The organism is Candidatus Dadabacteria bacterium (assembly GCA_026708565.1).
Lineage (GTDB): Bacteria > Desulfobacterota_D > UBA1144 > Nemesobacterales > Mycalebacteriaceae > Mycalebacterium.
Map to the genome: position 1 here is coordinate 44,858 of JAPOUR010000059.1, position 24,754 is coordinate 69,611.

The following is a 24,754-nucleotide window of genomic DNA, read 5'->3' on the forward strand; positions in this document are numbered from 1 at the left end:
ACGCGCCATGAAAGTTCCCTTTCTTGACCTGTCCGTTGCGGATGCTTCCGTTCGGGACGAGATGAAACGCTCTCTCGCCGCCGTTGCGGACTCCGGTTTTTACGTTCTGGGCCCCGAAGTGGAGGCGTTTGAAAACAGGTTCGCCGAATTTGCCGGCGCAAGGCATGCGGTGTGTGTGAACAGCGGCACAAGCGCCCTTCACCTCGCCTTTCTCTCCGCCGGAGTGGGCGCGGGAGACGAGGTTATCGTCCCCGCAATGACCTTCATAGCCACCGCGATGGCGGCGACATACATAGGGGCGAAGCCCGTTTGCGTTGATGTTGACGGTTTCTGCGCAATGGACCCCGGAGCGGTTGAGGCCGCGATAACCCCGAAAACAAAGGCAATTGTTCCCGTGCATCTTTACGGTCAGCCCGCCGGTATGGACGCGATAACGGAGATAGCCGAAAGAAACGGCGTCCCCGTAATAGAAGACGCCGCTCAGGCGCACGGGGCGGAATACCGGGGGGAGAGGTGCGGGGGCATGGGGCTTGCCGCCGCATGGAGTTTCTATCCGGGCAAAAACCTCGGCGCTCTGGGCGAGGGCGGAGCAATTACCACAAACGACTCTGCGGTCGCGGAGAAATGCAGAATGTTGCGGGACTGGGGGCAGTCGTCAAAAGGGTTTCACTCGGAAAAGGGTTTCAACTACAGAATGGACGCGCTTCAGGGGGCGGTTCTGGGCGTCAAACTCGGGCGCGCGGAGGAGTGGGCAAACCTTCGCGCCGCCGCCGCAGTCCGCTACCGCGAACTGCTTTCCGGTTCCGCCGTCCGCTTGCAGGAACTCCGCCCGGACTGCCGCCATGTGTGGCATGTGTTCGCCGCGATGGTGGAAAACAGAGACCTCGCCGCCGCGCGTATGCGCGAGCGGGGAGTGAGTGTCGGCGTTCATTATCCGAGCCCGGTTCATCTTCACCCGTGCTACAAAGACCTCGGATACAAACGGGGTGATTTTCCAAATGCGGAAAGAATCGCGGATACCGAACTCTCCCTGCCGATGTTTCCCGGCATCACCGATGAGCAGATAAGGTATGTCTGCGATGTTCTGCTTGAAGAGGCGGCGGCCTGATGAGGAAGATATCCGTCATAACCCCCGCCTTTAACGAGGAGGCAAACCTTCCCGCGGTTCACGCCGAACTGATTCCGGTTCTTGAAGGTCTGGGGATGGAGTGGGAGTGGATAATCATTGATGACCACTCCACTGATTCAACGCCCGATGTGATAAAGGGGTTTGCGCGGGCGGATTCAAGAATAAAGGGCCTTCGCGCGGCGAAAAATGAGGGCTCTCACGCGCTCTGTCTTTTCGGTTTTCAGAAGGCGTCGGGTGACTGCGCGGTTATATTGTCCGCAGACGGGCAGGACGCGCCCGGCAACATTGCGCGGCTTGTGGAAGAGATGAAAAAGACGGGGAGCAAAGTCGTGTGGCTCACGCGCGAGGGAGGCAGGGACGACCCGTTTTTCAAACGTTTTATGGCGGGGTTTTACTACTTTGTCATGCGCCGCATTATGGGGGTTTCCTCAATTCCTCCGGACGGGGGAGACATGGTTCTTGTCAGGGACGGGGCTCTGGATGAAATAAGGAAGATGAGGGGAAAAAACATCAACATCCTCGCCGCCGTTGCCGAGGTGGGGTTTTCCCAGTCCCGTGTTCCGGGCGAGAGGCGTGCGCGTGTCCACGGCGAAAGCAGATTCACTTTCTCAAAAAACATCAATCTGCTTTTTGACACTCTCACCGCCCATACTGTCGTGCCGCTTCGGGCGATAACCTTTCTGGGTTTCTTTACGGCTTTTCTGGGGTTTCTCTACGGTGTCAATGTGGTTGTCGCAAAATTCGCGGGCGTTCCCGCCGAGGGGTGGGCGTCTCTTGTTCTCGTGGTGTTGATTCTCGGCGGCGTGCAGATGGTTATGCTCGGAATCATAGGCGAATACCTGTGGCGGACACTTGAGAATACAAGAAAACAGGAAGTTGTTGTTGAGGAGAGAATAGGGGAGTGGCATTAGCCCCCGGCAATCCAGTCCCATGTTTTTGAGATTCCGTTCTCTATGCCGACTTCGGGACGCCAGCCCAGAGTTTCTTCAGCAAGCGAGTAGTCAAGGCATATCCTGTCCACATCGCCGCTTTTGGTCGCGGCTTTTTTAATTTTCACCTCTTTACCTGAAACCCGGGCGAGGCAGTCAATAATGTCGTTTATGGAGGTTTCCTTTCCGGTGCAGACATTGAAGATGCCGCCCGGTTTTCCCGCGCTCAGGTGTTGCGCGCAAAGGGCGTTTGCGCGCGCAACATCGGAGCAGTGGACATAGTCTCTGGTCTGCCCGCCGTCCCCCCAGATTGTTGTTTCCAGCCCCCGTTTGTGGTTTCCGCAGAGTATTGCCACAATGCCGGTTGTTCTTTCGGTGTCCTGCCGCTCCCCGTAAACATTTGAGTATCGCAGGGCAGTAAAGTCAATTCCCCGCTCATTCTTGAAGAAATGAAGGTAGTTCTCAACGCACAGTTTCGCTATTCCGTAGGGAGACTCCGGCTGCCGGGGGGTTTGCTCACCGGCGGGGATTTTTGAGACGTTTCCGTAAACAGCCCCCGTTGAGGCGAAAATGAACTTTCCGACCCCGTGCCGGGAGCATAGGTTCAGCAGATTGAGAGAGCCCGCTATGTTTATATCCGCATCAAAAGCCGGGTCATCCGCCGACACGCGCACATCTATGTGGGCGGCGTGGTGGTCTACCAGATCGGGCTTGAAAGATGAAAAGATCTTTTCCATCGCGCCGCCGTCCCGTATGTCACACTTTTCAAATTCCGCTTCCGCCGGAAGGTTGTCCTCCTTTCCGGCGGACAGGTCGTCAATGATTAAAACTGAATGCCCGTTTTTGATGAATTCGCGGGAAACGTGAGAGCCGATAAAGCCCGCCCCGCCCGTAAGGAGTATCTTCATAAACACCCAGACTACCCGCCTTTATCTTCAATGCAAGTTTTCCACATTCTTTCCGTGTGTTATAATGCGCCATCGTGCTTCAGCCCGTTCTTTCAAAACTTCGTTGCCCTGTGTGTATGAATAGAGGAGAGGAGGGCAGTTTGCGCTTTGAATTGGGGGTTTGTAGTTGCGTTTCCTGTTCGGAAACTTTCACAGGGCCGGGCGGCGTGACTGAGCTGGTTATTCCGCAATTGCGTTATGAAAATACTGGTAAGAATTCCGGCGGGGAGTATTCCGCTCAGGTTTCACAGCGGGAGCATTTTGATCAATGGTCTTCGGACAGCGAGTTGAGTTACGAAGATTTCAAGGAAAAACCTCACAGCGTGGTGGTGGAAGAAGTCATATTTCGTTATTTGCAAAAAAGAACCGAGCGGAGCGGCTGGTTGTTGGATGCGGCTTGCGGACCCGGCGATTTTGCCCTCAGAATGGCGGAAGCCGGGCATTATGTTGCCGGTTTTGACATCTCCCGCGAATCCATTCTGCGGGCCATGCGGAAGGCGGAAGAAAGAGGCCTTTCCGACCGTGTTTGTTTTTTTGTCGCGGATCTTCATGAACCGCCGGTTTGCGAAAATTCATGGGACTGTGTGTTAACTATCGGCGCTTTGCACCATGTTCCCGACCCGAAACAATCCTGTATTAGGATTCAATCGGCTTTGAAACCCGGAGGATTTCATTTTTTCAGCGAGAATAACAAATCGTTTGTTCGTCCCGTTTTTGATTTGATGATGAAGTTGTGGCCCCTTTGGCACGAAGAGGCGGGTTCCCATAATGTAATTTCCAAGCGGGACATTATTGACTGGCACAGAGGAATGGATGTTGAAACAGACTTTTTCTACAGCATGTTTGTTCCGCCGCACCTTGAAACATTGGTTGGCGGAAACCTGAAATCGCTTGTTTCTGTCACGGACAAAGTGTTCGGTCAAATGCCGTGGGTTTGTCGTTTGGGCGGTTTTATACACGGCTCTGTTAAAAAACTGTCTTGCGGGAGAGACCTTGTTGAAGAAAGTTGAATCGGCGCGTGGTGTAACGGTTTCATTCCGCCTTGTTGAAGAAGCGGATGCGGAGTTTATTGTGAGGTTGAGAACCGACCCTGAACTTGGGCGCTACCTGTTTCCTACTGATCCCTCGGTTCAGAAACAACGGGAATGGCTTGCGGACTACAAAAAACGTGAGGCAGATGGGGTGGAGTATTACTACATAATTTTCCGCAACGAAGACGAGAAAAGGTGCGGTACGGTCAGGTTGTTTATTGAAGAAGATCATTTTGAGTGGGGAAGTTTGATTTTGAATGGCGACAAGACTCCCACCTCCTCAATTGAGATGGCGCTTTTTATTTGTCAGGCGGGTTTTGAAGTTTTTGGTTTTCAAAAAGCTTCCTGCAAGGTTCACAAAGACAACCTACCCTCGATCAAGTTTCATGCAAAAATGAATGCGCGCATTGTTGGCGAAGTGGAAACCGGAGTAGGGATGGAACGTCTTTACGAAATGAACTTGGAAGACTGGGAAAAACTTCGCCAAAAGTTTAAGCCGCTTCTTGTGAAAGAGTTGAATTAAAGAGAAGATATGAAAGGAGAGTTTATCAGATTTCTTATGGTCGGCGGCGCAAAGACCGTATTGACCTACGGCATCTATCTGGTTCTGCTTTACTTTATCAATCCTTACTGGGCTTACATTGCGTCTTTTGTCGCAAGCGTTTACCCTTCTTACCTGCTGAATGTGAAGTTCACTTTTCGCGCCGAACACTCATCGGAAAAACTGGTTTCCTACCCCCTTGTTTTTGTGGTCCAAATGCTTGCCGGTCTTGCCGCTTTGCACATATCCCTTCAAGCGGGTGCTTCCGATAAACTGGCTCCTATTTTTGCTATCATGGTTGGAATTCCGGTTGGCTTTCTTATGGCGAGGTGGGTAATAGGAGAGGGAAAAGAAAACAGAAATCCGGTTTTGTTTCTTGCCGTTTCCGCTTTTGCAGTTTCAATCGCCGCGATTTACGGCGCGCTTTTGAACGGTGATTTGTTTCTGCACGGGATTCTTTTTAGTTCGGACGAGGCAACACCTTTTGTTATGTGGCAGGATGTCCGGGCTGGGATTTTTTCCTATGCCGACTGGAATTTCCAAAGAATAGCGCCCACTTACCTGTTCACTGATTTCCCCGTTATATGGTCTCTTTTCTGGCTGACGAGCGGCAACATAGCTTTGGGCACTCATCTTTTTGGCGCTTTGATGATGTTTCTTCATGCGCTCGCGTGGATGCTTGTCAGTGATTTTCTCTTTGGGAAAGACCCTCTGCGCCGCGCCTTTGTTTTCATCCTCTGCACTTTGGGATGGGTCATTCTCGCATACGGGGCGGATGCCGTTTTGCCCGGAGAGTTTCTTACTCCAACTCGGCATGCCTCAACGTGGGTTGTAGCAGGTTTTGGGGTTTTTCTTTTTCTTTACTCTGTCCGCTCGCGCCGCACACCCTTTTATATTTTTCTTTTTATACTGTGTTTGACAGGTGTCGTTTCGGATCCCATTTTGACCGTGTGGTTTGTTGCTCCGGCGGCTACTGCGGGGATTTTGTGGGCCGGTTTATTCAGAACCGTGACTCCGGTTTTCTCGTCCATTGCATGTATAGCAGGGTTTTTATGTTCGCCTCTTTTGAGAGAGTATTTCATAGAGAAAGGCGAAACAACATTGCAGTATTCCGGATTTGGCAGTCCTGATCAAATCATTGTCGCTTTCAGGGATATGGGAACATGGGCGGCGGAGACGGCTGTGCGGCATCCGATTTTAGCCGTCGTGTGGGTTTTATTCTTTGTGCTTCTTTTGAGAGCTGTTTTCAAAGGCATCCGCTCTACAACGAATACAAAAGCGGAACTTTTGTTTGTTCTAATGTTTTTTTTCTTTGCATCTGCCGCTTCGGTGGTTGCGACGGTTTTGAGTGGGAATTTCTTCCTCGGTGGGATGCCTTCCGAAATTGTGGGGAATGGCAGATATTTTATTCCCGCGCGCGCTGTTCCACTTTTTATCGGATGGGCTTTTTTGATAACGAGCCGCATTACGCTGTTGCCGCAAATGTTCACAATTACGGCCGTTATTCTGATGACGGTCTGTGCCCCGTATGCGCTTGCATTAAAAAAGAATGGAGCCGCGCTTGTGAATTATTATCCGCCGTCCGCACAATGTTTTGATGAGGGCATCCGGAGGTTCGGTTTAAAAAAGGGCCTTGCCACTTACTGGTGGACAAAATCAATTATGGCAACCTCAAAAGCCGAAGTTCAGATAGCGCAAGTCTCCGTCTATCTAAACCGTGAGGGCAAAATCCTGCTTTATCCGTGGAAATTCGGCGTACCCGACCGCTTTTATGAAGGGCCGTTTGATTTTATAATTGCCAATACCGGCAAAGGTCCCCCCGAAAGAGATTTGTGTTCCATATACAAATGCGGCTCGCCCAGAGATCCGCTGTCAACCTACATTCTCTCTCAGGACCGGGCTATGGCGTGGGCGGCACAACATAACAGGCAACCCTCCGCCGTTTTTGAGTGCGAAGGAGCAAAGATTCTGGTTTTCAATCCACCACTTTAGTTCCGTCTCAATTTTGAGCCCGTTTTACTGTTTTTTGTAAGGTGTCAGCGGAAGAGGGTCTGTTTCAATTCCCGCCTCTTTTGCCCGTCTTCCGATATTCATCCAGTTCGGGTCAAAGGTGTCGTAGTAAAACCCGGCAAGTCGCCGGACAGTTTTGGGGTTTTTGTTTTCGTATATCCTCCATCCGGGCCATCCCGGAATTCCGCCCCGCTCTTCAAATCCTTCAAGCCTGCTTACGGGCTGTGGCGAGATAATATGGGTTGCGACCGTGTTCAACTTCCCGCCCGAATTGAGATGTTCTGAGACAATGGCGCGATCTTGAGGGTCGGCCATAAAATATGAGGGAATGTTTTTGTGAAGGTAGAAATATCCGCCCGAAAATATCTGGTTTCCCGCAAGCCACAAGACACCGCGAACCTGCGCGCTTGGCAGTTGTGAAAGCTGTTTCGCCGCGCTTATGCCCGGAGTTGTTGAGGCGTTTATGTAGCGAGTGTAATCGCCGAGGGCAAGTTCCATTTTCGGCAGTTTTCCCAGAAGCCCGGTAAGCGATATACACAAAAAAAGCCCGCAGGCAATGATTCTTGTCCTGCCGCCCGTAAGACCCGCAAAACCTCCCGCGGCCATCAGTGAAAGTGGAATCACAATGAAGATGTTTCTGTATTCAATTCCTTCAGGAAGCATGTGAACAGACAAAACAAGTAAAGCCGCAAAAACCGGGAAAAAAAGCCGTTGCCGCTTTGCCACGCCCGCAAGGGAAATCAGATGAACCCCCAAAGATGCGGTGACAAGCCAGACAATCCCTTTATGCCACGGAGTAGTATGGCTCGCGAAGAATTCAAGAGTTTGGAAAACGGTTGATATTTGCAGCATCATTGTTACGGAATGAAAAAACTGCCCCCATGTAAAAAAGTCAACAACTCCCCAGATTGCGATTGAAAGTATCCCGCCCGTAACTGCGGCTTTGCGCCCGTCATCTATGGATATAAGCCACATCAGCCCCGCCGCGCCCGCAACCGGGGCGTATTGCCACCGGAGGGTTGCCGTGAGTCCCAACAGCAGACCGGTGATGAAGATTTTTTTGCCGTTCTTCCGCGACATCAGGGCGAGCGCGCCGAAAAATGCGGCGGTGGCGTAGGGTTCGGCAAGAGCCCGTGGCGCAAACGCTATCAGCTCGTACCAGAAAAGCCCGAAAACAAGCGCGTAGCGCGCGGCATTTTCCGACACGGCGCGGCGGGTGAAAAAATACATTCCGGCGGGTATTGCCATGGATATGAGGGCGTTGAACGAATACACAAAGGGAACATAGAAAGACGGTGAATCAAGCCCCGCTGTCTTTGACAGCCATAGCGGCAGGGCGGGGATAGCCGGTATGAGCCAGGAGCGGACACCGAACCTGTATTCCCACGGGATAAACCCGTATCCGAAAACCACCCTGTGCGCCTGCTCAAGGTAGTTCATTACCTCATCCGCATAAGCGTGACAGTCGCAAGTGAGGGCGACAACAAGCCGCATCGCAAACCCCAGAGCCATAAGGCGCGGGAACCACTTCCATATCTTTGTCTTTTCTGAACTTTCAGAGTTTGAAAAAAGCGAGGACTCGCAAAACTGTCTGATTTTCCTCATCGGTTCAAGCCATCCAACTTTCCGCCGTCCCCTTATGCCGAAGGGGGGACTCGAACCCCCACGGGCTTGCGCCCACAGGATCCTGAATCCTGCGCGTCTGCCAATTCCGCCACTTCGGCCGGAAGGCACATTATAACGCAACCATACGGCCCCGCCCAATGAAAAAACTTTTCTTGACAACAACGGGGCGGTGATTATCCTTATAACCGTTGCGGGGCGTGTGAGTGGTTTTGCCACTTCTGCGGTTGTCCTGTTGCGACAAAAAAACACATTCAGGAGGGTGAAATGGCTTCAAAGGTAAAGTTCAGGCCTCTTCACGACAAGGTTCTTGTAAAGAGATTGGAAGGTGAAGCGAAAACATCGGGGGGTATCATAATACCCGACACTGCTCAGGAGCAGTCTCAGGAAGGCGAGGTCGTCGCGGTCGGAAACGGCGCGACAGGGCGGGACGGTAAAGTCATAAAGCCCGACGTCAAGGTTGGGGACATGGTTCTCATCAGCAAATACGGCGGAACGGACATCAACATAGAGGGTGAAAGTCACGTCGTCTTGAAAGAGGAAGACATACTTGCCGTCATCGGTTGAGACGGCATCCACATAAAAGGAGGAAAAAATGTCTGCAAAAAGCATTCAATTTGACAGAGAGGCGCAGAATCTGATTGTGTCCGGAGTGAACAAACTCGCCAATGCGGTGAAGGTTACTCTCGGGCCCAGAGGCAGAAATGTGCTTATGGACAAGGCGTTCGGCGCGCCTGCGGTTACCAAGGACGGCGTCAGCGTCGCCAAGGAAATAGAACTTGAGGACAAGTTTGAAAACATGGGGGCGCAGATGGTAAAAGAGGTCGCTTCAAAAACAAGCGAAGTCGCCGGAGACGGCACCACAACCGCCACCGTTCTCGCGCAGTCCATCGTTGCCGAGGGCACAAAACTGGTCGCCGCCGGGCATGACCCGATGAAACTCAAACGGGGAATTGACAAGGCGGTTGAGAAAGTTGTTGAAAGCATCAGAAAACAGAGCAAACAGACCAGAGACAGGACGGAGATTTTTCAGGTTGCCACCATCTCCGCAAACGGCGACAGCGACATTGGAAACAAGATAGCGGACGCAATGGAGAAGGTCGGCAAAGACGGGGTTATAACCGTTGAAGAGGGGAGAAGCCTTGAGACCGAACTTGAGGTTGTTGAGGGAATGCAGTTTGACCGCGGATACCTGAGCCCCTATTTCGTAACCGATTCGGAGCGGATGCTGGTTGAGCTTGAAGACCCGTTCATCCTTCTTTTTGACAAAAAGGTGGCCGTGATGAAAGACCTCGTTCCCCTGCTTGAAGAGGTTGCGAGGAATTCAAGCCCGCTTCTTATCATCGCCGAGGATGTTGAGGGCGAGGCGCTTGCCACACTGGTTGTGAACAAGATTCGCGGCACATTGAAGGCCGCCGCCGTCAAGGCTCCCGGATTCGGCGACAGGCGCAAGTCCATGATAGAGGACATAGCGACCCTTACTGCGGGCAAGGTCATATCCGAGGAAGCGGGTATGAAACTTGAAAACGCCACGATTGCGGACCTTGGAAGGGCAAAAAAGGTTGTCATAGACAAAGACAACACCACCATCGTCAGCGGGGCCGGCAAGAAAGCCGACATCAGCGGCAGGATAAATCAGATAAGAGGGCAAATATCCACCGCGAGCGGCGAGTATGACAGGGAGAAGCTTCAGGAGCGTCTCGCCAAACTTGCCGGCGGAGTGGCGGTCATCAGGGTCGGAGCCGCGACCGAGGCCGAGATGAAGGAAAAGAAAGACAGAGTGGAAGACGCTCTCAACGCCACCCGCGCCGCCGTGGAAGAGGGCATAGTGCCCGGCGGCGGAGTCGCGCTTGTGCGCTCAATTGAGTCCCTTGAAGCATTCAAGGGCGCGGATAGTGAGGAGCAGGCCGGTGTCAACATAGTGAAGAGAGCCCTTGAGCAGCCGCTCAGGGAAATAGCGGGCAACGCCGGGAAAGACGGCTCAATAGTTGTCCAGAAGGTGAGAGAGGGCAAAGGGCCCTTCGGCTTTGACGCCGCGACCTTTGAATACGGAGACATGCTGAAAGCGGGAATCGTTGACCCCTCAAAGGTTACGAGATCCTGTGTTCAGAACGCCGCGAGTGTGGCGGGGCTTTTGCTCACCACCGAGGCGCTTATAGCGGACGCTCCCTCAAGGGAGCCCGAAATGCCGATGGGCGGCGGGGCTCCCCCCATGACCGGGGGTCCCGGCGGCATAGGCGGGATGATGTAATTCCTTCCTTGTTCCGGTAATATAAAAACCGGCGTTGCCCAGCGTGGCGGCGCCGGTTTTTTATTTTGCCAAACGGAGGCTGAACTATGAACAACGGAAGAAGTCTTTTGTTGCCCGCCATTATTGCGGGCGTTGCCGTGGGGGCCGTAACCGGAACCTTCTTTCCGGATACCGGTGTGAAGGCCGAATTTATCGGCGGCCTCTTTCTTGACCTTCTTAAGATGATGGTCATACCGCTGGTAATGGTCAGCATAACGCTCGGCGTTATGAAGATGCGCGATTTCAAATCCGTCGGGCTCAAAACCGTTTTGTATTATGCCGTTACAACCGCCGTTTCGGTTACCATCGGTATTTTTGTCGTTTCCCTGATTCAGCCCGGCGGTTCGCCGGAAATCCTCGGAACCATGACCGATGAAATGAGGTCGGCGGCGGCGATGAAGGTTGAGGGAAAGAATGCGGGCGCCGAAGAGATACTGAAAAGCATGGTAACCCCGAACGTCTTTATGTCCGCCACGGAGTTTCAGATACTGCCGCTTATAGTTTTCTCGCTCCTTTTCGGGCTTGCGCTCTCCCGCCTCGGCGTAAAAGAGGCGGAGCCGCTTGAGCGCGTTCTGACCGCGCTTGACGGCGCGATAATGAAAATCGTTCACTGGGTCATCGCCCTCACGCCGGTGGGCGTCGCATGCATCATTGCCGCGCGCGTGGGAAAGGCGGGCGGAGGGGATGCGCTGTTTTCAATGGCGGCGGGCATAGCAAAGTATATGCTTGCGGTTATAGCGGGGCTCGGCATCCACGGGCTTATTGTCCTGCCCCTTGTGCTTTTTCTGTTCGCCCGCAGAAACCCGATTGCCTACGTCAGGCACATGAGCAAGGCGCTACTGACTGCTTTTTCCACCGCCTCATCCTCGGCGACCCTTCCGCTCACTATGTCCGGCGCCATTGAGGAGGCGAAGGTGTCGCCGAGGGTGGGGAATTTTGTCCTGCCCCTCGGAGCGACGGTGAACATGGACGGCACGGCGCTGTATGAGGCGGTGGCGGTCATATTCATCGCGCAGGTTTACGCCGTGCCGCTTGATTCAACGGCGCTTGTCATAATCTTTCTTACGGCCACCCTTGCCGCCATAGGCGCGGCGGGCATCCCAGAGGCGGGCCTTGTCACCATGGTGATAGTCCTCTCAAGCGTGGGGCTTCCCCTTGAGGGCATAGGTCTTCTGCTGTCGGTTGACTGGCTTCTTGACCGTTTCAGAACCACGGTCAATGTGTGGGGAGACAGCGTGGGTGCCGCCGTGATAGACAGGTCTTCGGGAGGCGTTTGACGCAGGCGATGGACTTTGGCGCTCTGATTGACGCTTTCAGAACGGCGGGCTTTTATGAATACTTCCGCCCTCTGGCCGCGAGCGCGGTTGCCTTCGTTATTTTACTGGTCGCCGTCAGGTATTTGTCCGCGCGTTTTCGCAGGTTTTCCCGGACAACCGAAAACACCTTTGATGACGCCGTTGCGGACATCATAAGCGGCACTCACACCTTCTTTGTTCTTGCCGTCTCCGTATATGTCGGCTCCGCATTCCTCGCCCCCGACAGCGCGCGGGCGGAGGGGATTTTGAGAAATGTTTTCACCGCCGCGCTTGTTGCTCAGGCGGTTTTGTGGTTTGAGGCCATCGCCCGCCATTACATTTCCCGCCGCCACGAGCGGTGGGGGCTCACCGTCACCCAGTCGCGGGTTGCGATGTTTTTTTTGCGGATGGTTCTGTGGTTTCTCGCCGCGCTTATCCTGCTTGAAAATCTGGGCATCAGGGTAACCCCGCTTATAGCCGGGCTCGGAGTCGGCGGAATCGCCCTTGCCCTTGCCGTCCAGAATGTGCTCGGCGAACTCATAGCGTCTCTTTCAATAGTTCTGGACAAGCCGTTTGTGGTGGGCGATTTCATAGTTGTGGGGCAGTTCAGGGGCGAGGTGGAAAAAATCGGTTTCAAGACCACGCGCGTGAGGAGCATATCGGGCGAACTTGTGGTTTTTTCAAACAACCAGCTTGTTTCCGACACGGTGCTGAACTACAGAAACCTTCCCCGCCGCCGCTGTTTCTTTACTTTCGGGGTCGTTTACGAGACGGATGCGGAAAAACTGGGGCGCATTCCCGCCATGTTGAAAGATATAATAGACCGCCACCCCATGACGGAATACGAAAGGGTTCATTTTGTTGAGTTTGCGGATTTTTCGCTCAATTTTGAGGTCGCCTACTACGTCCTGACGAGCGATTACACAACCTATCTTGACGCGCGTCAGGACATAAATCTGGAGATAGTGAGCAGATTCCGCGAGGAGAAAATCAGTTTTGCCTACCCGACCCAGACCCTGCTTGCGGGAAACAGGGTTGAGGTTGCGGTGAAGGAGTAAGGGCGCGATGTCAAAAAAAACGCTTTGGTCGGGAAGATTTTCAGAAGCGCCTCACGGCCTTGCCAGAAGTTTTTCCGCATCCGTGGATATTGACAAAGCCCTTGCCATGGAAGACATCAGGGGAAGCGCCGCCCATGTGAAGATGCTTGCCGGGCGGGGGATAATTCCCAAAAAAGACGCGGCGCGCATACAAAAAGCCCTGTCCGAGGTGAAAGCGGAAATAGAGAAAGGGGACTTTCCTTTCAGGGACGAATACGAAGACATACACATGAACATAGAGAAGCGGGTCATTGAAAAGGCGGGTCCCGCGGGCGGTATGATTCACACGGCGCGCAGCAGGAACGATCAGGTGGTTCTGGACGAGCGGCTTTATCTCAAGTCGCAGACGGCCCTGATACTTGACGGGATAGCCGTCCTGTGCGACCGCATAGTCTCTCTCGCCGAAGACTGTTTCGGCGCGGTGATGCCGCTTTATACGCACCTTCAGCGCGCCCAGCCGGTGCTTGTCTCCCACCACCTGCTGGCGTATTTTGAAATGCTCAAACGTGACCGCGGCAGATTTGAGGACTGTCTCAAAAGGATGGATTCAAACCCTCTGGGCGTGTGCGCGGGGGCCGGGACGTCTTTTCCCATAGACAGAAAAATGACCGCTCGGCTGCTCGGCTTTTCATCCGTTACGGAAAACAGCATAGACACCGTGAGCGACAGGGATTTCATGACAGAGTTTGTCTTTTGCTCGGCCGCCCTGACGGGGCATCTGGGCAGGCTGTCGGAGGAACTTGTGCTGTGGTCGTCGGAGGAGTTCGGTTTTGTTGACCTCGGAGACGCTTTTACCACCGGCTCAAGCATAATGCCGCAGAAAAGAAATCCCGACATAGCGGAACTCGCGCGCGCCAAAGGGGCGAGAGTAACCGGTAATCTGGTTTCACTGCTTACATTGATGAAGGGTCTGCCGCTTTCATACAACCGCGACATGCAGGAGGACAAACAGCCCGTTTTTGACACCGCCCGGACGGTCGCCGGGACGCTTGCCGTCATGTCGGAAATGCTTGCCGGTTGCCGTTTTAACACCGGAAAAATGAGAGAAAGCCTCTCCGGCGGATTTGTTACCGCGACCGACCTGGCGGACTATCTGGCGCGCAGGGGAGAGCCCTTCAGAAGCGCCCACGAAATTGCGGGCAAGGCGGTGGCGCATGCGGAGAAAAAGGGCAAAGACATAAGCGAACTGTCTCTTTCCGAACTCAGGAAGTTTTCCGGCAGGATTGGCGAAGACGTTTACGATGCGGTCTCAATTGAGGGTTCCGTGAAAAGCAGAAACTCTCAGGGCGGCACCGCCCCCTCTCAGGTGGGGAGGATGCTGCGCAAAGCGCGGCGCCAGATTTCAAAGTGGGGTTGCTGAACCGGCCTCAAACTTCACCCTCGGCAGGTCCGACCACAGTCCCTCAAGGTTATAAAACTCGCGCGCCTGCGGGTGGAAAATGTGTATTATCACATCGCCGGTGCCGATAAGAATCCAGGTTTGCCGGGCAAGCCCCTCCCTGTCCAGAATGCGTATCTTCTTTTCCCTGAGGGATTTTTCCACATGCTCGCCGAGCGCCTTGACCGCCCTTTCCGAAGACGCGCTGCATATCACAAAGAAATCCGCTATGCCGCTTCCGCCCCTTGCGTCTATGACGGAAATGTTTTCCGCTTTTTTATCCGCCGCGCAATGCGCGAGAAAAATTGCCTGCTGTTTGGAAGTTATTTTCGGGGGTCTCCGGTATAGAGTTTGTTCTGCCGTATGAAATCCGCCACCGCAGACGGGACGAGGCGCTCAAATTCGCCGCCGTCTTTCACCCGGTTTCTTATAAGGGTTGATGAAATATCCGGGGCGTCTATTTTCACAAACCACAGCCGGGAACCGCTTTTGTGGTTGAAGCGAACCGTCTCCATGCCCTCTCCATCATATAGAAAACAGTCTCTGATTTCAAAAGGCGGCGCGGCCTCCGCGCTGACGCCGCGCCTTGAGATAACCGCTATGTTTGTTTTCTCAAATATCTCTTCAAAGTCCCTCCACTCCGCAACGGATGAAAAAAGGTCGCGCCCCATCACAAACCACAGAGAGCCGTTTCCCTCCCGTTCCCTCCACAGGCGCAGAGTTTGCGCCGTGTGGGACGGCGGCCCTCTTTCGGTTTCAATCCGGGAGATTTCAAGCCCTTCCTTTCCGGCCACGGCGAGCCTCAGCATTTCAAGCCGTTCTTCGGCGGACGCCCCGGCGGCCTGTTCCTTGAGGGGGTTTTGGTAATTCGGAACAAGCACGACCCTGTCCCCCCCCAGTTTCTCTCTGACCGCGACCGCGGCGGATATGTGCCCGTTGTGAACCGGGTCAAAACTGCCTCCGAACAGAGCGGTTTTACTTGGTTTCAAAACTCCGGGTAGGCCTCCACAACTATTGTTCCTGACATTTTTGCCACCCGTTCAATCCTCACTCTCCGCGCCCCGCGGACGGCGTCCGTTCCCGGCCCCGCCACCATGTCCGCGCCGTCTCCCCCGATTATTAAAGGCGAGTAGAAAAAGACCATTTTGTCAACGATTTTTTCCCTTATGGCCGAGGCGGCTATCTTCCCCCCGCCTTCAATCAGAACCGACCGTATTCCCCGCGCGAAAAGTTTTTTCATCAAATCCTTCAGGCAGACCCCTCCCGCGCCGCCCTTGCGGACGTTTATGATTGTCGCGCCCACCCGCTCAAGGGCCTTCGCTTTTTTTCCGTTCGCCCGGTGACGGGCGGCTATCAGAACGCCCTCTCTCGCGAGCAGTTTTGCCGAGAGCGGTATCCTCAAATCAGTGTCCGCTACCACCGGCGCGGGCTGCCGCGCCGCGCCGACCAGCCTCACGTCCAGCGAAGGGTCGTCCTTTCTGACCGTTTCAACGCCCACCAGAACCGAGTCGCACCGTCTTCTGAGAGCGTGAGCGGCTTTTCTCTGCGCCGTGTTGCCTATCCACTTGGAGTCTCCCGAACGCGTGGCTATCTTGCCGTCCACCGATGCGGACAACTTCAAAATGGTGAACGGGAGCTCCTCTGCGGCGTTTTTGAAAAAAATCTCATTCAGCGTCTCGCACCGCTCCCTGAGCACGCCCGATGTTACGGAAATGCCTTTCTTTTTCAGCGCCGCGCCCGCGTCTCCCGATTTCGGGTTGGGGTCATCGCAGCCGATGACCACCTCCGATACGCCGCTCTCTATTATCGCTTCGCAACAGGGGGCGGTCTTTTTCCCCTTGTAGCGGCGGGCGCACGGCGCGAGGTTCACATACATTGTCGCGCTGCGGGGCGAGTTGCCTCTGCGCCGGCAGTCTTCAAGGGCTTCAATCTCCGCATGGGCAAGCCCCGAACCCTTGTGCCACCCGGCGCCGATAATCTCCCCCTTTTTTACCAGCACCGCGCCCACGAGCGGGTTCGGGCTCACAAGCCCCTCCCCTTTTTTCGCAAGCGCAAGCGCGCGGCTCATAAACTTTTCATGCGTTTTGTTTTCCGGCACGGTCAGTCCCCTTCCTCAAAAAGGGAGGATACGAAACTTTCGGGGTTGAATTCGGCAATGTCGCCCGGTTTTTCCCCCGTTCCCACATACAGCACCGGTATTTCAAACCGCCGCGCAATCGCCACCGCGATGCCGCCCTTGGCTGTTCCGTCTATCTTGGCAAGAACTATCCCGGTTACGCCCGCCGTCTTGTCAAACATTTCGGTCTGCCGTATTGCGTTCTGCCCCGTAGTGGCGTCAAGAACCAGAATAACCTCGTGAGGCGCGCCGCTTTGCGCCTTGCCGACCGCTTTTTTTACCGCCGCCAGTTCGTCCATAAGGTTTGTTTTTGTATGAAGCCGCCCGGCGGTGTCTATTATAAGGATGTCGCAGTTTTTCATTCCGGCGGATTTCACGGCGTCAAACGCCACGGTGGCCGGGGCGGCTTCCTTGCCCCCGCCGATAAACTCGCTTCCGCTCTCTCGCGCCCACTTTTCAAGTTGCTCCGAGGCGGCGGCCCTGAAGGTGTCGGCGGCGGCGAGCATGACCTTCCGGCCCCTGCCGCAGAAAAGCGCGGAGAGTTTTCCGGCGGTGGTTGTTTTTCCCGTGCCGTTCACCCCGACCATCATAATGACCTTAAGACCGCCGGTCTCCGGGCGGTCGGGGGACGCTTTTTGCAGCATTTCCCGAACCTCATCCATCAGGGCGTTTTTGATTTTCGCGCCGTCCGCAAGGTCTTCGCCTGAAAGCCGCTTTTCAACCCGTTTTCTTATCTCCGCCGCCGTTTCCGCTCCCGTGTCCGCCAGCACAAGCGTCTCCTCAAAACTCTCCCACATCCGCTCGTCCATTCCGCCGCCGGAAATTATGTCCGCCAGTCCGGACAGAATACCGGAGCGGCTTTTTTTGAGACCCTCCCTGAGGGTGTCCGCAGGGGGGGGCGGCGTTTGCTCTTCCGCCGGTGTTTGGGTGTCTGCGGGCGGCTGCCCGGCGGCGGGGGATGCCTCCGGCGTTTGCCTGTCCGCCGCCGGGGATTTTTTCAGCGCAATAATCAGGGCGACCGCAACGGCCAGCCCTCCGGCGAGAAACGGAAGAATTGCGAGGATGGCGGTGTTCATTTTCGGGAGCCGGTTTTGAATATCGCCTTTCCCGCAAAGAACGGCCCCATCTCCTCAATGTATTGCGAGGTCTGCCTTGTTTTTCTCATCGCCTGAACCACCGAGGACAGCGGATAAAGATGCCTGCCGAGAAGCCCTATGACGAAGTCATTGTCTTTTTTGTCAACGCCGTGGCACGCAAGGCGAATGTCTTTTACCAGCCCCGCCTCGCCGTATTTGAAGCCCAGTTTGCCGTGCTCGCCCAGAACAGCCCTCTGCTCGTCGCCGCTCAGGGTTTCAAACCCCTTGGCGCGCCGCAGCGGATACCACACCGCCCACGGCCAGTCGGGGTCAAGCATTTTCCTTTTCGGGGCGTCCACCAGGGTTTCGTCAAGGTCGCTCTCGTAGCCGAGAGAGTAGGTTCTGCCGAACATGGAGTATTCGCCCTTCAGGGCAAGGGAGTCAAAAGGCGCGGAGTTCAGAATGTTTCTCAATCCGTCAACGAAGAAGTTTTCATCCTCGCTCATAAACAACGTTCCGATGCCGCGCGGGTCGTTCAGGTCGGCGTAGATTACGCAGTCAATTCCGCGCCGCGCCGCCGCCCGCGCCGCCTTTTGCGGGTCGGGCGCGCCGCCAAAGGCAAGGAACTGGACAAACAGCCGCCTGTCGCTGCGGACGGTCTTTCCGGCCTTTGTCCTTCCGGTCTCGCGGATGTCAATTTTTGCGCCTTTGCCCCCGTTCATGCCGCCCTCTTAAACCACCGCTGATATTTTGGATATCAGGTTGTCTATCTGCGGCGATTTGAGTTTCATCGCCGCCTTGTTCACAACAAGCCGCGCCGTTATGTCCATTATGGACTCCATCTCAACAAGTTTGTTTTCCCTGATGGTTCTGCCGGTCGCCGTCAGGTCAACGATTACGTCCGAAAGCCCCACAACCGGCGCAAGTTCAACCGAGCCGTAAAGTTTAATTATCTCGGCGCGGATGTTTTTCTCCTCAAACCAGTTTCTCGCTATGCGCGGATACTTTGTCGCCGCCCGCACCGTGCCGCCGCTCGGGAATTTGTATCCCTCGGAAGCCGCCACTATCATACGGCACTTGCCTATTCCGAGGTCAAGCGGCTCGTAGAGGTTGTTTTCCCTCTCCATTATGGAGTCCTTGCCGACTATGCCGCAGTCCGTTACGCCGTATTCCACATACGCGGGCACGTCCGTGGGCCGGACGACAAAAAGCGTGAGCCCGTCCTCTTTGACCTCGTGTATGAGTTTTCTTGATTTCCTCGCGGCTTTTCCCGTTTTGATGCCCGCTTTTGCGAACACGTCCAGAGATTCCTCAAACAGCCTTCCCCGCGACACCGCTATCTTTATCATTGTTTTTCCCTCCATATTCGCGCTCCGAGCGCCTCAAGTTTTTTGTCCAGCCTCTCATAGCCCCTGTCCATATGATAGACCCTGCTGATCTCCGTTCTTCCCCGCGCCGCCGCGCCCGCCACCGCGAGAGCCGCGCCCGCCCTCAGGTCGCCCGCCATGGTTTGCGCCCCTTTCAGGGTCTCAACCCCTCTCACCACGGCGGTGTTGCCCGTGAGTTTTATGTCCGCTCCCATTCTCTTCATCTCCGCCACATGCATAAACCTTTGCGGGAATATGTTCTCCGTTACCACTGCCACGCCCCGCCCCGAACACATAAGCGCCATGAACTGCGCCTGCATGTCGGTGGGAAATCCGGGATAGGGGGAGGTCGCTATGTCCGCGCACTCAACCCTTCCGTCCGCCTTCACCCTCACCCCTGACGGGGTCTCGCTTACCTCCGCTCCGGCTCTCATAAGTTTTCCCGCAAGCGCTCCCAGATGCTCAAACCTGCACCTTTTAATTTCGGCGTTCCCGCCGGTGGCGGCCACCGCCGTCATCAGTGTTCCCGCCTCTATTCTATCAGGTATGGCCCTGTAGTTTTTCAGGGGACTGAGAGACGAAACGCCTTTTATCCTTATAATGTCCGTCCCGCCGCCCGTTATGTTTGCCCCCATAAGGTTGAGCGCGTCCGCCAGTTCGGCCACCTCCGGCTCGCATGCGGCGCCGGAAATAACCGTCTGCCCCTCGGCGAGGACGGCGGCGAGCATGATGTTTTCAGTTCCGGTAACGGTCGGCATATCAAGGGGCACAACCGCACCTTTCAGTTTTTTCGCCGCCGCCTCCACATACCCGCCCTCAATTTTTATGCGCGCCCCCATGCTTTCAAGACCCTTCAAATGCTGGTCTATGGGCCTCTCGCCGATGGAGCATCCGCCCGGAAGCGAGACGCGCGCCCTGCCAAAGCGCGCCGTAAGCGGGCCGAGCGCAAGCACCGAAGCCCTCATCTTTTTCACCAGTTCGTATTCGGCAACCCAGCCGTCCATCGCCGCCGGGTCTATGGAAAGCAGCCCGCCCCCGGTCTCCACCCCCGCCCCCAGTTCGCCGAGAATGCTGCCCATCACTCTCACATCCATAAGGTCGGGAACATCCGCAAACGTGCTTTCACCCTCGCTCAGTATGGCCGCCGCCATCAGCGGCAGTATGGAGTTTTTTGCGACTCCCACCGAAACCTCGCCTTCAAGCGGTATGCCGCCCTCTATAATTATCTTTTCCAATATCCGGCCACCGTTCTTGTTTTTCCTGCAAGGTCGCGCGCGGTCGTTACGCGCGTAAAACCGCAGAGCCTGAAAATCTCCGCGCAACCGTCCGCCTGCCCTTCGCCGACCTCAACTATGCAGCGCCCCCCGTTTCTCAGAACGCGCGGGGCTGATGAAATCACCTTCCGTATGTGTTCAAACCCGTTTTCTCCGCTGACAAGCGCGCCCTCCGGCTCAAAGTCCCTCACTTCGCGGGGCAGGGCTTCAAACTCCCGCTCCGACACATACGGCGGGTTTGAGACCACCATGTCCGCGCAGTTGTCTTCAAAGGGCGACAGCATATCGCCGGGGGTAAAACTTATATCCGCGGAGTGGGCGCGGGCGTTTCGTTTTGCGACCTCAAGGGCTTCGGGGGATATGTCGGACGCGCCGACAACCGCGCCGGGCATGTTTTTTTTCAGCGCGACCGCCGCGCAACCGCAGCCTGTTCCTATGTCCAGCGACCGCTCTCCCGGCGAGAGCATGCGGAGCGCCTCCTCAACAAGCGTTTCCGTCTCCGGGCGCGGTATCAGCACCGCCGGGCTCACCTCAAACCGGAGGGAGAAGAACTCTTTGAACCCCGTTGTGTAGGCGCACGGCTCGCCGTCCAGCCGTCTCCGGACGCGTGCGGCGCACTCCCGCGCGTCTTTTTCCCCCACCACAGTTTCCGGCTCGGTGTAAACCGCATGAGGCGGTTTTCCGATGACCGAGCACAGAATGACGGACGCCTCAAGGCCGGGATTTTCCATCCCGCCGCCGCTCATCCGCCGTCTTGTCGCGCGGTAGAGCGCGCCCAGATTTGTTTGGAGACACATAGTTGGAAAGCCGGAGATGAATTGTATATGCGGCCAAAGCCTTTTCAAAACTGCGGCGGGCAAAGCCGGGGGCTGGTAAAATAGGTTTGTGGCCGCCGTTGAAGAGAACATCGCGCTCGTGAGGGAAAGAGTAAAGTCCGCCGCCCGCCGCGCGGGGCGGAAAGAGGGCGATGTGCTGCTTGTCGCCGTGAGCAAAACGGTCGCCCCGGAGGTCGCCGTCCGGGCGGCGCGGCTGTGCCATCTCGGAGAGAATTACGCTCAGGAGTTCAGGGATAAACTGGCCTTTTTCAATAGCGCGGAGGCGCGCGCGGACTGGCATTTCGTGGGGCGGCTTCAGAAAAACAAGGTAAAGTATGTTGTCGGCAACTGCGTTTTGATACACTCGGTTGACAGCCCCGGCCTTGCCGCCGGTATAAATAAAAGGGCTGAGGCCCTGGGCGTGGAGGCGCAAGTTTTGATCGAGGTCAATCAGGACAGCCCGGCAAAGGGGGGCGTGAGGCCGGAGGAGGCGCGGGCGCTCTTTGATGCGGTTGACGGGCTCGGCAACGTCCGGGCGCGCGGGCTTATGTCCATGCCGCCGCAAGCGGACAACCCGGAGGATTCAAGACGTTATTTCAGGGAGATGAGAGATTTGAGGGACACACTTGCCGCCGATTTTCCGGACGCGCGCGAACTCTCCATGGGGATGAGCGCGGATTTTGAGACCGCGATAGAGGAGGGCGCCACCATAGTGCGGGTGGGCTCGCTGATATTCGGGGAGAGGGCATGAGCACGGCGGACATTGCTTTTATCGGCGCGGGAAAGATGGCCGAGTCTCTCATAGGCGGCGCTGTCAGGGCGGGGGCTTTCTCCGCCGCCCGCATGGTCATCAGCGACACAGACCCCCGGCGGCTTGCCGAGGTGGGTGAAAAATACGGGGTTGCCGCCGCGCCGGACAATGTTGCGGCGGCGGCGGCGGCGGATTGCGTGGTACTGGCAGTAAAACCGCAGGACATGGACGCCGCCCTGTCGGACGTGAGCCGCGCCGGGCGCGGGGCGGACGCGGTTTTTGTCTCCATCGCCGCGGGCGTGAAGGTGGCGCGCATAAGGTCGGCTCTGGGCGCGGAGTGCGCGGTTTTCAGGGCGATGCCGAACCTGCCGGTTACGGTGGGGGAGGGGGCGTGCGTGGTTTGCGGCGAAGGCGGGCGGGATGACATTGAGACGGTGGGCAGGCTGTTCGGCTCATCGGGTGTGGTGGAGTTTGTTGACGAGGGGCTGATGGATGCGTTTACGGCGCTGTCGGGCAGCGGTCCCGGATTTGTGGCGGCGTTTGCCGAATCTCTCGCCGCCGCCGCGGAAAAACTCGGCATAAACCGCCGGACGGCGGAGCGCTTTGCGGTTCAGACGGTTTTCGGCGCCGCCGCCATGATGAAGGCCGGAACTCCGCCGGACGGCTTGAGGGAGATGGTAACCTCGCCCGGAGGGACTACTGCGGCGGGGCTTTCCGCGCTTGAGCGGGGCGGCTTTTCCGCCGCCGTTGAAAGCGCGCTTGCCGCCGCCCGCCGCCGCGCGGAGGAACTGTCTTCACAGGGAGGGAAAAAATGATGATTGCGCAAAACACGGTCATGGCGCTTGCCGAGGTTGTCGGGCTGATACTGCAAATTTACTTGTGGCTCATAGTCGGTCGCGCCATTATCTCATGGGTTGACCCCAACCCCTACAATCCCATAGTGAGGTTTGTTTATTCGGCGACCGAGCCCGTCCTTGAGCAGGCGCGGCGCATTATTCCGCCCCTCGGCGGGATAGACCTCTCCCCCATAGCCGTGCTGCTGCTCATCATCTTTCTGAGAAACCTGATTGTGAACTCCCTTTACGACTTCGCAAGCCGGTTGTAATTTGCCATGCCCCGGATACGGATTGGCGCAGACTCCATAAACTACGAGGCTTCAGGCCCCGCTCCGCTTGAGGGGCGGTGCGTTGTGATGATTCACGGCGCGGGGCAGGGCGCGGCATGCTGGGAGAATCAGCTTGAAGCGCTCAAACTCCGGGGGCGCTTTCCCTCGGCGGCGGTTGACCTGCCCGGACACGGGCGTTCGGGCGGTCGCGCGATGGATTCAATGGAGGGCTATGCGGATTTTGTCAAAAAATTCTGCGGGGCGGCGGGAATTACAAATCCGGTTCTCATCGGGCATTCAATGGGGGGAAGGATAGCCCAGCTCCTCGCTCTGGACGGCGGGGTGAGCCCGTCGGGGTGTTTGTTTGCCGCCACGGGAACGCGCATAAGGGTCTCGCGCTGGTCTCTAAAAACCGTGCTTGCGGACTACCGGACTTTTTGCGAGACTGCGGCGCAAAACGCTTTCGGCCCCGGCGCTCCGGCGGGCGTCCGGGAGGTTTTTCTCAAGAGATTGCTTTCAACCCCCGCCGACACCAGCCACAGAGACCTGCTCGCGTGCGACGGCTTTGACGCCTCGGAGTCCGCGGGCCGCATAGATGTTCCCTCCGTGATAGTTGCCGGCGGGCTGGACACGCTCACACCGGCAAAGCATACAAACGCCCTGCGCCGCCACATAAGGGGGTCAAAACTTTTCGTCATTGAGGATGCGGGGCATTTTATGATGATGGAGAGGCCGGACGCCTTTAACAAGATAATGATTGACTTTTTGAACCTGCTTTAGGCCGGGGGCTTTTGCGGCGGCGGTTTGTTTGTTACAATAAGCGCCTACTTCAGCAGTCAGGAGGGACTCAATATGAAAATTTCTCTTTTGGGAGGCACGGGCGACATAGCCGAGGGGCTGGTTCTCAGGTGGTCAAAGGCCGGGCATGAGATTTTTGTCGGCTCAAGAAGCAAGGAAAAGGCGGACACCATAACCGCCGGTTATGTGGAAAAACTGAACTCTCTGGGCGTAACGCCGAGGGTTGTCGGGATGGAAAACGCCGAAGCCGCGGCAAGTTCCGAGGTTGTGGTCATAAGCATTCCGCCCGAATACGCCGCAGACACAATAGCGGGGCTTGGCGGGAGCATAACAGACCAGATAGTGGTAACGCCCGTTGTGCCGATGGCGAAAGAGGGAAAGACTTTTCTGTTTGTCCCGCCGCCTCAGGGCTCGTCTGCTCTTGAGATAAAGGAAAAACTTCCGCCGACCGCGCGTCTTGTTTCCGCGTATCACAACCTTCCGGCGAAGGGGCTCAGCAATCTGGACAAAGACCTTGACGCCGATGTTGTCATTTGCGGTGATGATGAAGAGGCCAAAGCGGTGGTTGCCAAACTCACCGAAGACCTGTCGGGACTGAGAACCCTTGATGCCGGGGCGCTTGAAGTGTCGCCGATGATAGAGGCGATCACCCCGCTGATAGTCAATCTCAACATACGCCACAAGAAGCACTTCTCCGTGAAGTTTGTGGATTGACGCGGGGCTATCCGCTAATCCGCACGACAATCTCGCGCGTTCTGGGGCGGTTGTCAAAGTCAACAAGCACGATTTGCTGCCATGTTCCCAGAAGCAGGCGCGCCCCTGCGACCGGCACGGACAGGGACGCTCCCAGAATCGCCGCCCTCACATGCGAGTGGCCGTTGCCGTCTCCCCAGCGGGCGTTATGGGCGTAGGGAATATCTTCGGGGCACATGCGCTCAAACGCGTCTTTGAGGTCGGCAACCGCTCCGCTTTCAAACTCTATGGTGGTAATCCCCGCCGTTGAGCCCGGCACGAAAACGGTCGCAAGCCCGTCTTTGACCCCGAAACTCCTGACGATTTCCTCAACATCGGGGGTGATGTCAACAATGTCCGTGTTGCCGCGGCTTGAAACTGAAAACGACTTTGTGAGTTGCGTCATTTTTTGCTCCTCCGGTGATTGTATGTTTAATTCTACTCTGAACG

Annotated in this window: 26 protein-coding genes and 1 tRNA gene; 15 read left to right on the forward strand and 12 right to left on the reverse strand. The window is 56.0% G+C overall.

Going from position 1 to position 24,754, the window contains the following annotated elements; all coding sequences use genetic code 11:
* The first annotated feature begins 7 nt into the window (after positions 1–7).
* Both OXF42_07260 and OXF42_07265 read left to right on the forward strand, forming a co-directional pair.
* Entirely contained in the window at positions 8–1,108 is a 1,101-nt protein-coding gene (locus OXF42_07260) for a DegT/DnrJ/EryC1/StrS family aminotransferase (GenBank protein MCY4047883.1), read from the forward strand.
* Positions 1,108–2,040, forward strand: coding sequence for a glycosyltransferase family 2 protein (locus OXF42_07265; GenBank protein ID MCY4047884.1), 933 nt, complete (start codon positions 1,108–1,110; stop codon positions 2,038–2,040). Before OXF42_07260 ends, OXF42_07265 begins: the two co-directional genes overlap by 1 nt.
* On the opposite strand, the gene OXF42_07270 is transcribed toward OXF42_07265, so the two are convergent.
* Positions 2,037–2,966: an NAD-dependent epimerase/dehydratase family protein gene (locus tag OXF42_07270; GenBank protein ID MCY4047885.1), complete on the reverse strand. Its 930-nt coding sequence runs from the start codon at positions 2,964–2,966 to the stop codon at positions 2,037–2,039. The genes OXF42_07265 and OXF42_07270 overlap by 4 nt on opposite strands.
* A gap of 206 nt (positions 2,967–3,172) precedes the next feature.
* On the opposite strand from OXF42_07270, the gene OXF42_07275 reads away from it, so the two are divergent.
* From OXF42_07275 to OXF42_07285, 3 genes are read left to right on the forward strand one after another with little or no spacing between them, the layout of a single operon-like run.
* Entirely contained in the window at positions 3,173–4,015 is an 843-nt protein-coding gene (locus OXF42_07275; protein ID MCY4047886.1) for a class I SAM-dependent methyltransferase, read from the forward strand.
* Entirely contained in the window at positions 4,002–4,559 is a 558-nt protein-coding gene (locus tag OXF42_07280; protein ID MCY4047887.1) for a GNAT family N-acetyltransferase, read from the forward strand. Before OXF42_07275 ends, OXF42_07280 begins: the two co-directional genes overlap by 14 nt.
* Before the next feature lie 9 nt (positions 4,560–4,568).
* Complete coding sequence (locus OXF42_07285; GenBank protein ID MCY4047888.1) at positions 4,569–6,569, forward strand: GtrA family protein; 2,001 nt, start codon at positions 4,569–4,571, stop codon at positions 6,567–6,569.
* Between the two features lie 24 nt (positions 6,570–6,593).
* Here OXF42_07285 and OXF42_07290 read toward each other — a convergent pair whose 3' ends face one another.
* On the reverse strand, positions 6,594–8,192 hold the full coding sequence (locus OXF42_07290; GenBank protein MCY4047889.1) for a hypothetical protein: 1,599 nt from the start codon (positions 8,190–8,192) through the stop codon (positions 6,594–6,596).
* Positions 8,193–8,227: 35 nt separating this feature from the next.
* Positions 8,228–8,311 (reverse strand) — tRNA-Leu (locus OXF42_07295).
* 166 nt (positions 8,312–8,477) lie between these two features.
* On the opposite strand from OXF42_07295, the gene OXF42_07300 reads away from it, so the two are divergent.
* From OXF42_07300 to argH, 5 genes are all read left to right on the forward strand, one after another.
* A complete protein-coding gene (locus OXF42_07300) occupies positions 8,478–8,777 on the forward strand; it encodes a co-chaperone GroES (GenBank protein MCY4047890.1) in 300 nt (99 codons plus the stop codon).
* Positions 8,778–8,805: 28 nt separating this feature from the next.
* Positions 8,806–10,461, forward strand: coding sequence for a chaperonin GroEL (groL, locus tag OXF42_07305; protein ID MCY4047891.1), 1,656 nt, complete (start codon positions 8,806–8,808; stop codon positions 10,459–10,461).
* Between the two features lie 86 nt (positions 10,462–10,547).
* Positions 10,548–11,777 carry a dicarboxylate/amino acid:cation symporter gene (locus tag OXF42_07310; protein ID MCY4047892.1) on the forward strand — a complete coding sequence of 410 codons (1,230 nt, stop codon included), beginning with the start codon at positions 10,548–10,550 and terminating at the stop codon, positions 11,775–11,777.
* Positions 11,774–12,853 (forward strand): mechanosensitive ion channel family protein, encoded by a 1,080-nt coding sequence (locus OXF42_07315; protein ID MCY4047893.1) that lies wholly within the window; start codon positions 11,774–11,776, stop codon positions 12,851–12,853. Before OXF42_07310 ends, OXF42_07315 begins: the two co-directional genes overlap by 4 nt.
* A 7-nt stretch (positions 12,854–12,860) precedes the next feature.
* Entirely contained in the window at positions 12,861–14,252 is a 1,392-nt protein-coding gene (gene argH / locus OXF42_07320) for an argininosuccinate lyase (protein MCY4047894.1), read from the forward strand.
* Here the strand turns inward: argH and rsfS are convergent.
* Genes rsfS through prmC form a run of 8 tightly spaced genes read right to left on the reverse strand, consistent with a single transcriptional unit; the run spans position 14,235 to position 20,900 of the window.
* A complete protein-coding gene (gene rsfS / locus OXF42_07325; protein MCY4047895.1) occupies positions 14,235–14,576 on the reverse strand; it encodes a ribosome silencing factor in 342 nt (113 codons plus the stop codon). The two genes, argH and rsfS, sit on opposite strands and share 18 nt — an antisense overlap.
* Before the next feature lie 17 nt (positions 14,577–14,593).
* Entirely contained in the window at positions 14,594–15,259 is a 666-nt protein-coding gene (gene nadD, locus OXF42_07330; protein ID MCY4047896.1) for a nicotinate (nicotinamide) nucleotide adenylyltransferase, read from the reverse strand.
* Positions 15,256–16,368: a bifunctional diaminohydroxyphosphoribosylaminopyrimidine deaminase/5-amino-6-(5-phosphoribosylamino)uracil reductase RibD gene (ribD, locus tag OXF42_07335; protein ID MCY4047897.1), complete on the reverse strand. Its 1,113-nt coding sequence runs from the start codon at positions 16,366–16,368 to the stop codon at positions 15,256–15,258. Before ribD ends, nadD begins: the two co-directional genes overlap by 4 nt.
* A gap of 2 nt (positions 16,369–16,370) precedes the next feature.
* On the reverse strand, positions 16,371–17,462 hold the full coding sequence (gene ftsY / locus OXF42_07340; GenBank protein ID MCY4047898.1) for a signal recognition particle-docking protein FtsY: 1,092 nt from the start codon (positions 17,460–17,462) through the stop codon (positions 16,371–16,373).
* On the reverse strand, positions 17,459–18,184 hold the full coding sequence (locus tag OXF42_07345) for a chlorite dismutase family protein (protein ID MCY4047899.1): 726 nt from the start codon (positions 18,182–18,184) through the stop codon (positions 17,459–17,461). Before OXF42_07345 ends, ftsY begins: the two co-directional genes overlap by 4 nt.
* A 9-nt stretch (positions 18,185–18,193) precedes the next feature.
* The gene (hisG, locus tag OXF42_07350; GenBank protein ID MCY4047900.1) at positions 18,194–18,826 is read right to left on the reverse strand and encodes an ATP phosphoribosyltransferase; all 633 of its coding nucleotides are present in this window, start codon (positions 18,824–18,826) and stop codon (positions 18,194–18,196) included.
* Complete coding sequence (gene murA, locus OXF42_07355; GenBank protein ID MCY4047901.1) at positions 18,808–20,064, reverse strand: UDP-N-acetylglucosamine 1-carboxyvinyltransferase; 1,257 nt, start codon at positions 20,062–20,064, stop codon at positions 18,808–18,810. Before murA ends, hisG begins: the two co-directional genes overlap by 19 nt.
* Positions 20,052–20,900: a peptide chain release factor N(5)-glutamine methyltransferase gene (prmC, locus tag OXF42_07360; protein MCY4047902.1), complete on the reverse strand. Its 849-nt coding sequence runs from the start codon at positions 20,898–20,900 to the stop codon at positions 20,052–20,054. The genes murA and prmC overlap by 13 nt, the downstream gene beginning before the upstream one ends.
* Positions 20,901–20,988: 88 nt before the next feature.
* Here prmC and OXF42_07365 point away from each other — a divergent pair, with 88 nt between their 5' ends.
* The 5 genes from OXF42_07365 (at position 20,989) to npdG (ending at position 24,286) form a co-directional block, all read left to right on the forward strand.
* Complete coding sequence (locus OXF42_07365; GenBank protein ID MCY4047903.1) at positions 20,989–21,669, forward strand: YggS family pyridoxal phosphate-dependent enzyme; 681 nt, start codon at positions 20,989–20,991, stop codon at positions 21,667–21,669.
* A complete protein-coding gene (gene proC / locus OXF42_07370) occupies positions 21,666–22,484 on the forward strand; it encodes a pyrroline-5-carboxylate reductase (GenBank protein MCY4047904.1) in 819 nt (272 codons plus the stop codon). Before OXF42_07365 ends, proC begins: the two co-directional genes overlap by 4 nt.
* Positions 22,481–22,774 carry a YggT family protein gene (locus OXF42_07375; protein ID MCY4047905.1) on the forward strand — a complete coding sequence of 98 codons (294 nt, stop codon included), beginning with the start codon at positions 22,481–22,483 and terminating at the stop codon, positions 22,772–22,774. The genes proC and OXF42_07375 overlap by 4 nt, the downstream gene beginning before the upstream one ends.
* Before the next feature lie 6 nt (positions 22,775–22,780).
* Complete coding sequence (locus OXF42_07380) at positions 22,781–23,554, forward strand: alpha/beta hydrolase (GenBank protein ID MCY4047906.1); 774 nt, start codon at positions 22,781–22,783, stop codon at positions 23,552–23,554.
* Positions 23,555–23,626: 72 nt separating this feature from the next.
* Positions 23,627–24,286: an NADPH-dependent F420 reductase gene (npdG, locus tag OXF42_07385; GenBank protein ID MCY4047907.1), complete on the forward strand. Its 660-nt coding sequence runs from the start codon at positions 23,627–23,629 to the stop codon at positions 24,284–24,286.
* Positions 24,287–24,293: 7 nt separating this feature from the next.
* Here npdG and OXF42_07390 read toward each other — a convergent pair whose 3' ends face one another.
* Positions 24,294–24,710, reverse strand: a complete 417-nt coding sequence (locus OXF42_07390; protein MCY4047908.1) for a secondary thiamine-phosphate synthase enzyme YjbQ — start codon at positions 24,708–24,710, stop codon at positions 24,294–24,296.
* Positions 24,711–24,754: the final 44 nt, after the last annotated feature.